This is a genomic window from Thiobacillus denitrificans, assembly GCF_001530125.1.
Classification (GTDB): domain Bacteria; phylum Pseudomonadota; class Gammaproteobacteria; order Burkholderiales; family Thiobacillaceae; genus Thiobacillus; species Thiobacillus denitrificans_C.
The window spans coordinates 61,511-68,428 of record NZ_LDUG01000053.1; the positions used below are offsets into that span (position 1 = coordinate 61,511).

The following is a 6,918-nucleotide window of genomic DNA, read 5'->3' on the forward strand; positions in this document are numbered from 1 at the left end:
CCCAGGCCACCCCGCTCCAGTCGGCAAATTGCAACAGCGCCACCAGCAAGGCCAGCGTCAGGCCCAAGCCGATTCCGAGAAAAGGGACGAAGGACAGCAGTCCGGTGAGAATGCCTATCGGCAGGGCATAGTCGAGACCCATCGCCCACAGTGCAATGGCGTGATACAGCGCGAGGATAGTCATGACCGCCAGCTGCCCGCGCATAAATTCGCCGACCACCGCGTCCATCGCGCGTGCAACGCGGGTGACACTCCCCATCCAGTCGCGCGGCACCAGCGCGGCGACGCGCGCCACCATCACGTCCCAGTCCTTCAGCAGATAAAACATCACCACCGGAATAAGCAGCAGGTTGACCACCACGCCCAAGACAGCAAGCGCGCCGGTTTGCAGGGTGGGCAGCCAGTTGGCGCTGTTTTCAGTGGCCCGTTCGGTCAGCCAGGTTTTGAGTGCATCCAGGTTGGGGTCGATGGCGATGCCGAAGGTCTGCTGCAGCCATGGCAGGAAGCGGGTTTGCAGCAAATCGAGCGCGGCCGGGAGGCGCTGGTTCAGCTCAGCGAATTGGCCTTGAAACAGTGGCAAGGCAATCAGAACCAGGCCAAATACTGTTAGCCCCGCCAACACGATCACCGCAACGGTTCCGGAGACGCGCGACCAGCCGCGCGCTTCCAGCCGGTCGACCAGCGGGTCGAAGATGTAGGCCAGCAAGGTGCCGGCCAGGAAGGGCGTGAGGATGGGGCCGAGCAGATAGACCAGCCCACCCATGACGAGCAGCACGGTGAGCGCAAACCAGGGGAGGTGGAACGGGCGGGGAGTCGACATAGGCGGTAAAATACCGCACTTTTTGATTCTGGAGTCGGCTGTGTCTTCCATTTCCTATAAAGATGCCGGGGTCGATATCGACGCCGGCGATGCCCTGGTCGAGCGCATCAAGCCGCTGGCCAAGCGCACCATGCGCCCCGAGGTGCTGACGGGCATCGGCGGCTTCGGCGCACTGGTCGAGATTTCCAAGAAATTCAAGGAGCCGGTGCTGGTCTCCGGTACCGACGGCGTCGGCACCAAGCTTAAATTGGCGTTCGAGCTGAACCGCCACGACACCGTCGGCATCGACCTGGTGGCGATGAGCGTCAACGACATTCTGGTGCAGGGTGCCGAGCCGTTGTTCTTTCTCGATTACTTCGCCACCGGCAAATTGAGCCTCGACACCGCCGAAGCGGTGATCGCCGGCATTGCCACCGGCTGCGAGCAGGCCGGCTGCGCCCTGATCGGCGGCGAAACTGCCGAAATGCCTGGCATGTACATCGACGGCGAATACGACCTGGCCGGCTTTGCCGTCGGCGTGGTCGAGAAGTCCAAGGTCATCGGCGGCCAGACCATCGAGGCGGGCGATGTGGTGCTGGGACTGGCGTCTTCCGGCGCGCATTCCAACGGCTATTCGCTGATCCGCAAGCTGATCGACGTGTCCGGCATGGGCCTCAAAACCGACTTCCACGGCCACCCGTTTGCCGACGCCGTGATGGAGCCGACACGGATTTACGTCAAGCCCATCCTCGCGCTGATGGAAAAGCTCCCGGTCAAGGGCATGGCGCACATCACCGGCGGCGGCGTCACCGGCAACCTGCCGCGCTGCCTGCCGGAAGGCAGCGCGGCGCGCGTCGACCCGACCAGCTGGACGCGCCCGCCGCTGTTCGACTGGCTGCAGCAGGCTGGCAATGTTACGCCGGATGAAATGCTGCGCACCTTCAACTGCGGCATCGGCATGTGCGTCGTGGTGGCCGCAACGGACGCCGCAGCGGCGATGACGCATCTGCAGACGAGCGGCGAAACCGTGTGGCAGATCGGCGAAATCGTTGCCCGCCCGGACGGCGCGGAACAGGTTATCTATCTGTGAATAGCCGCGTCGTCGTGCTGCTGTCGGGGCGCGGCAGCAATTTTCAGGCGATTGCCGAGGCGCAGCTGCCAATTGAAATCGTCGCTGTCATCAGCAACCGGCCGCAGGCGGCGGGGCTGGATTACGCGCGCTCGCGCGGCCTGCCCGCGGTCGCGCTCGACCACACCGCCCACCCCGACCGCGAGGCCTTCGATGCCCTGCTGGCCGACGAGATCGAGCGCCATCGGCCCGATCTGGTGGTGCTGGCGGGCTACATGCGCATCCTCAGCACCGCGTTCATCGCGCGCTTCGAGGGCCGCCTGCTGAACATCCATCCCTCGCTGCTGCCGATGTTCCCCGGGCTGAAAACCCACGCGCGCGCGCTGGCCGAAGGGATCAAAATCCACGGCTGCACGGTACATTTCGTCACTGCCGATCTGGACCATGGCCCCATCGTCATCCAGGCCGCGGTGCCGGTGCGAGCGGACGATACGCCCGATACCCTGGCCGCGCGCGTGCTGCAGCAGGAGCACCGCATCTACCCGCAGGCGATCCGCTGGTTTGCCGAGGGACGGCTGGAAATAAACCAGGGCCACGTAAACTTGAAGGGCGATTTGACGTCACAGTCAGTGTTATCCACTGAGACGTGACCATGATTAAAACGCTTCTACTGGCCTTCGGCCTGTTTGCCGCCGCCGCCGCCGCCCAAGCCGCGGCGCCACAGGAAATGAGCCTGGAGTACGACCTCTACCGCAACGGCCTCAAACTCGGCCAGGTCACCGACACCTTCATCCGCAGCAGCGACCGCTACACCCTGACCAGCGAAACGCGCGCGTCCGGCCCGCTGAAAGCGCTGTGGCCGGGCAGCATTCGCCTCGAAAGCACGGGGGACGTGACCCGCCAGGGGCTGCGCCCCGAGCAATTCCAGCATGCGCGCAGCGATTCGCCGCACAAGCTGGCGACCGCACGCCTCGACTGGAAACAACGCAGCATCGCCTACCAGTACAAGGGTGAATCGTGGACGGTCGATGGCTTGCGCGATGGGGCGCAGGACCAGTTGTCGCAGGTGTACCAGTTCATGTTCGCGCCCGCCGTGCCCGCCGATTACAGCCTGCAGGTCGTGAGCGGGCGCGACCTCAACGACTATCGTTATGCCCGTAGCGAGGGTGGCACCATCGAGACGCCGCTGGGACCGCTGGTCACCCAGCAATATCAGCGCATCACGCGACGACCCGACGAAAAGGCCGTTACCGTGTGGGTCGCCCCTGCCCGCAACAATCTGCCGGTGCAAATCCGGGTGAGCGAAGACGGTGTCATCCTTGAACAGCGCCTGGTGCGCGCGAGCGTCAGGGACTAGTGTCACGAACCGGAAATAGCGGAACAAATGAAACAGATGGATTTTTTCGCTAGGCGAGGCGCAGACCCGCAGCCGTATGGGGTATACGGCAAGGGGCTGCAACGACGCATGGCGGAAAAAGACGCTGTTTCATGCTTCGCTATTTCCGGTTCGTGACACTAGCTAAGGTGGGGCGCAGCGTCCGCCCGTGGTGGTTGGCTCTGGCGGGGTCGCTGTTGCTGCACGTCAGTCTGCTCGGCGGGCTGGGGTGGCAGCTCCCGCAGGCGCAGGCGCCACATGAGTCGCCCCCCATCGAGGCGCGGCTGATGCCGCCGCCCAAGCCGGCTCCCCCTCCGCCTGTGGCTGCGGCGAAGCCCAAGCCCAAGTCCCGGGTGGCATTCCCATTGCCTCGCCCCGCGCCGCCGCCCGAACCCCCCGCCGACGTGGCGATGGCCGAAGTGGACGAAATCGTGGCCGTCGCTGTCGCGCCGGAGGCCGCGCCCCAAACGGAATCCCGCCAGGCAGAAGTCGAACCGGCCGAAGCAGAACCCGTGGCCGAGGTCGTCTGGCCTCCGCTGAATCCGCTGCCGCCGCGTCTCGACATGCGCTTCCAGGTGCGCTACGGACTGGCCAGGGGCGAGCAGACGCTGGTGTGGATCAATGAAGGTGAAAGCTACACCTTGACCAGTGTGGCCGGAGCCACCGGTCTCACCGGCATGTTCTACCGCGGGCGGTTTGTGCAGACCAGTCGCGGCCGCATCACGCCGCGCGGCCTGGTGCCGGAAGAGTTCTGGGATCAGCGCGGCGACAAGCGCAGCAGCGCGCGCTTCGACTCAGTCAACGACACCCTCACACTCACGCCAGCGAAGGGTGCACCGCGCCATTTCGCTTATCAGGGCGACGTGCAGGATGCGCTCAGCCTGTTTTTCCAGTTTGCGCTGACCGCGCCGCCGCCGGCGGGGCAGCTGGCCTATACGGTATTCAACGGCAAGAAGCTGCGCGACTATGTCTACGAAGTGCGGGACGAAGAAACGCTGGAAACCGCGCTGGGCGCATTGCGCACCCTGCATCTTGCGCGGGCAGCCGATGGTGACGGCCGCTTCGAGATCTGGCTTGCAATCGACCGGCACTACCTGCCGGTGCGTGTGCTGCGCAGCGACGACAAAGGTAACGAAATGGAGCTCGTGCTGTTGTCGATTTCGCCCTGAAGGTTACTGCGGTAAACCGCCCACCTGCATGCGCGCCGTGATGCCGCGGCGCTGAAATTCTCCTTGTCGTACTTCCAGCGCGTAGCGCACGTCTGCGCTCGGACAGTGCGGCGTCTCGGTTCGCGGCTGCATGTCGGCAAGGCTGGCAATGCGGCCCGCCGAATCGATGAACGCGATCGACAACGGCAGCGGCGTGTCGTGCATCCAGAAGCAATGCCGACCCGGCTGCTCGAACACGAACAGCATGCCGCCATCGGCGGCAAGATGGGTGCGGCCCATCAGGCCGCGCTGGCGTTGTTGCGGGGTGGCCGCAAGCTCGACCTGGAAGGCATGCGGGCCGATGCGCAGCGGCAGCCGCGCGTCGCTTGCTGCTGCACTGGCGGTGCCCCACAGGACGGCCAGCGCAAGCGCGCCAAAGCGGCCGGCCCGGGTCAATGCGCTGCAGCGCCAACCCTGAATTGATGCACTACAGCGCATTGCGCATTTTCTCGGCCAACTGCAGCGCGGCTTCCGGATCGGCGTCGAGCACGTTGAAATGCCCCATCTTGCGCCCCGGCCGGGCGGCCTCCTTGCCGTACAGATGCAGCTTGAGGGCGGGGTGCGACAACAACGCGGCCCAATGCGGGCCGCCGTTGTGCCAGCGGTCGCCGAGGAGGTTGACCATCACCACCGGCGACAGCAGGCGGGTGTCGCCGAGCGGCAGGCCGCACAGCACACGCACCTGCTGCTCGAACTGGTCGGTGACGCAGGCATCCAGCGTGTAATGGCCGGAGTTGTGCGGGCGCGGGGCGATTTCGTTGATCATCAACTGGCCGCCAGCGACGAAGAACTCGACCGCCATCACGCCGACGTAACCGAGCTTGTCGGCCACCGTGCACGCCATCCCGCGCGCCTCGTGGGCAAGGCTGTCGGGGACGCGTGCAGGGACGATGGAGATGTCGAGGATGCCATTGTCGTGGCGATTTTCGGCGACCGGGAACAGCGCGCAGTGGCCCGCATCGTCGCGTGCCAGCACCACCGAGATTTCGAGTTCGAGCTGGACGAAGCCTTCCAGCACGCAGGGCTGGCCGCCGAATTCGCGGAAGGCGGCGCGCGCTTCGGAGAGCGTGGCGACCCGGGCCTGGCCCTTGCCGTCATAGCCAAAGCGCGACACTTTCAACAACGCCGGCGTGCCGGTTGCCGCCAGCGCGGCATCGAGGTCGACCTCGGAATTGACCAGCGCAAACGGTGCGGTGGCAAAGCCGTTGTCGGCGAGCCAGGCCTTTTCGTGACTGCGGTCCTGCACGATGGCGACTGCGTCGGCGCCGGGCGACACCCGGCAATGGTTCGCCAACTCGATCAGGCTGGCGGCGGGGACGTTCTCGAATTCGGTGGTGACGGCCGCGCAGGCTGCGCCGAGTGTTCTCAGGGCAGCGAGGTCGGTGTAGTCCGCCCGCACATGCACATCGGCCATTTGCCCGGCGGGGCTGGCGGCATCGGGGTCGAGCACCATGACCTTGTAGCCCATGGTGCGCGCGGCGAGGGTGAACATGCGGCCGAGCTGGCCGCCGCCGAGGATGCCCAAGGTCGCCCCCGGCAGAATAGGCAGCGTGGCCCTAAAGGACTCCGATCCACTACGGGCTGAAGCCCGTGTGGAATCGTATGCGCCGGGCAAAATGGGCAGCGGCTTATTCGACATCGGGCAGGTCCATCGCGATTACCGAATCCGACTGGCCGCGGCGGAAATCGTTGAGCAGCGCCGCCAGGCCGTTGTCGTAGCGCGCGATCAGCGCAGCGGCGAACAGCGCCGCGTTGGCCGCGCCGGCTTCGCCGATGGCGAAGGTGGCGACCGGAATGCCCTTCGGCATCTGCACGATGGACAGCAGCGAATCCATGCCCTTGAGGTATTTCGACGGCACCGGCACGCCCAGCACCGGCACGATGGTCTTGGCGGCGATCATGCCCGGCAGGTGGGCAGCGCCGCCGGCCCCCGCGATGATCGCCTTGATCCCGCGCGCCTCGGCGGTCGAGGCATATTCGTACAGCAGATCCGGCGTGCGGTGCGCGGACACCACCTTTGTCTCGAAGTGGATGCCCAGCTGTTTCAGCAGCATCGCCGCGTGCTTCATCACCTCCCAGTCGCTGGAAGAGCCCATCACCACACCGACCAGAGGAGCGTTCATAGGTCTGATTCGCCGAATAAAAGCGGCATTTTAACGCGAGAGGCTCATGCAATTCGCGACGCGGCGGTGCGGCGGTTCGAAATCGGGCGAGGGCATCTCTCCTGCAGGTCCCAGGGTTCGTAAGCGGGGCGCCCTCGCCCCGATTTTCGGGCCTGTGCAAATGCCTCTGCATTAAACCTAAAAACCGCAGTTGACCGCTTTTTGTCCCCATGAGGCCAGCATGAACACACGCGTTCTCGTCTTCGATACGACTCACCGCTTGGGTGTGTACGCTACGCACCCGCTGATACGTCCGTGCGCGCGCCTGCCTTTGTCGCGCCTCGTTGCAGGCCCCGGCCTGCCCG

8 protein-coding genes are annotated in these 6,918 nt (G+C 65.3%); 4 read left to right on the forward strand and 4 right to left on the reverse strand.

All coding sequences use genetic code 11. The features are described 5' to 3' along the window. A partial coding sequence (locus ABW22_RS15585; RefSeq protein WP_157648681.1) for an AI-2E family transporter occupies positions 1-820 on the reverse strand: 820 nt, incomplete at its 3' end. Between the two features lie 40 nt (positions 821-860). Here ABW22_RS15585 and purM point away from each other — a divergent pair. The 4 genes from purM (at position 861) to ABW22_RS15605 (ending at position 4,412) form a co-directional block, all read left to right on the forward strand. Continuing rightward, positions 861-1,889, forward strand: coding sequence for a phosphoribosylformylglycinamidine cyclo-ligase (gene purM / locus ABW22_RS15590; RefSeq protein ID WP_237763383.1), 1,029 nt, complete (start codon positions 861-863; stop codon positions 1,887-1,889). Beyond that, positions 1,886-2,518: a phosphoribosylglycinamide formyltransferase gene (purN, locus tag ABW22_RS15595; protein ID WP_059758959.1), complete on the forward strand. Its 633-nt coding sequence runs from the start codon at positions 1,886-1,888 to the stop codon at positions 2,516-2,518. Before purM ends, purN begins: the two co-directional genes overlap by 4 nt. Positions 2,519-2,520: 2 nt before the next feature. Beyond that, on the forward strand, positions 2,521-3,225 hold the full coding sequence (locus tag ABW22_RS15600) for a DUF3108 domain-containing protein (protein WP_059758963.1): 705 nt from the start codon (positions 2,521-2,523) through the stop codon (positions 3,223-3,225). A gap of 152 nt (positions 3,226-3,377) precedes the next feature. Then, entirely contained in the window at positions 3,378-4,412 is a 1,035-nt protein-coding gene (locus ABW22_RS15605) for a DUF3108 domain-containing protein (RefSeq protein ID WP_237763384.1), read from the forward strand. A 3-nt stretch (positions 4,413-4,415) separates the two neighbouring features. On the opposite strand, the gene ABW22_RS15610 is transcribed toward ABW22_RS15605, so the two are convergent. From ABW22_RS15610 to purE, 3 genes are all read right to left on the reverse strand, one after another. After that, positions 4,416-4,847: a DUF192 domain-containing protein gene (locus tag ABW22_RS15610; protein ID WP_059758970.1), complete on the reverse strand. Its 432-nt coding sequence runs from the start codon at positions 4,845-4,847 to the stop codon at positions 4,416-4,418. 31 nt (positions 4,848-4,878) lie between these two features. Further along, positions 4,879-6,000, reverse strand: coding sequence for a 5-(carboxyamino)imidazole ribonucleotide synthase (locus ABW22_RS15615; protein ID WP_269083916.1), 1,122 nt, complete (start codon positions 5,998-6,000; stop codon positions 4,879-4,881). 79 nt (positions 6,001-6,079) lie between these two features. After that, positions 6,080-6,574: a 5-(carboxyamino)imidazole ribonucleotide mutase gene (purE, locus tag ABW22_RS15620; RefSeq protein ID WP_059758974.1), complete on the reverse strand. Its 495-nt coding sequence runs from the start codon at positions 6,572-6,574 to the stop codon at positions 6,080-6,082. Between the last annotated feature and the right edge of the window lie 344 nt (positions 6,575-6,918).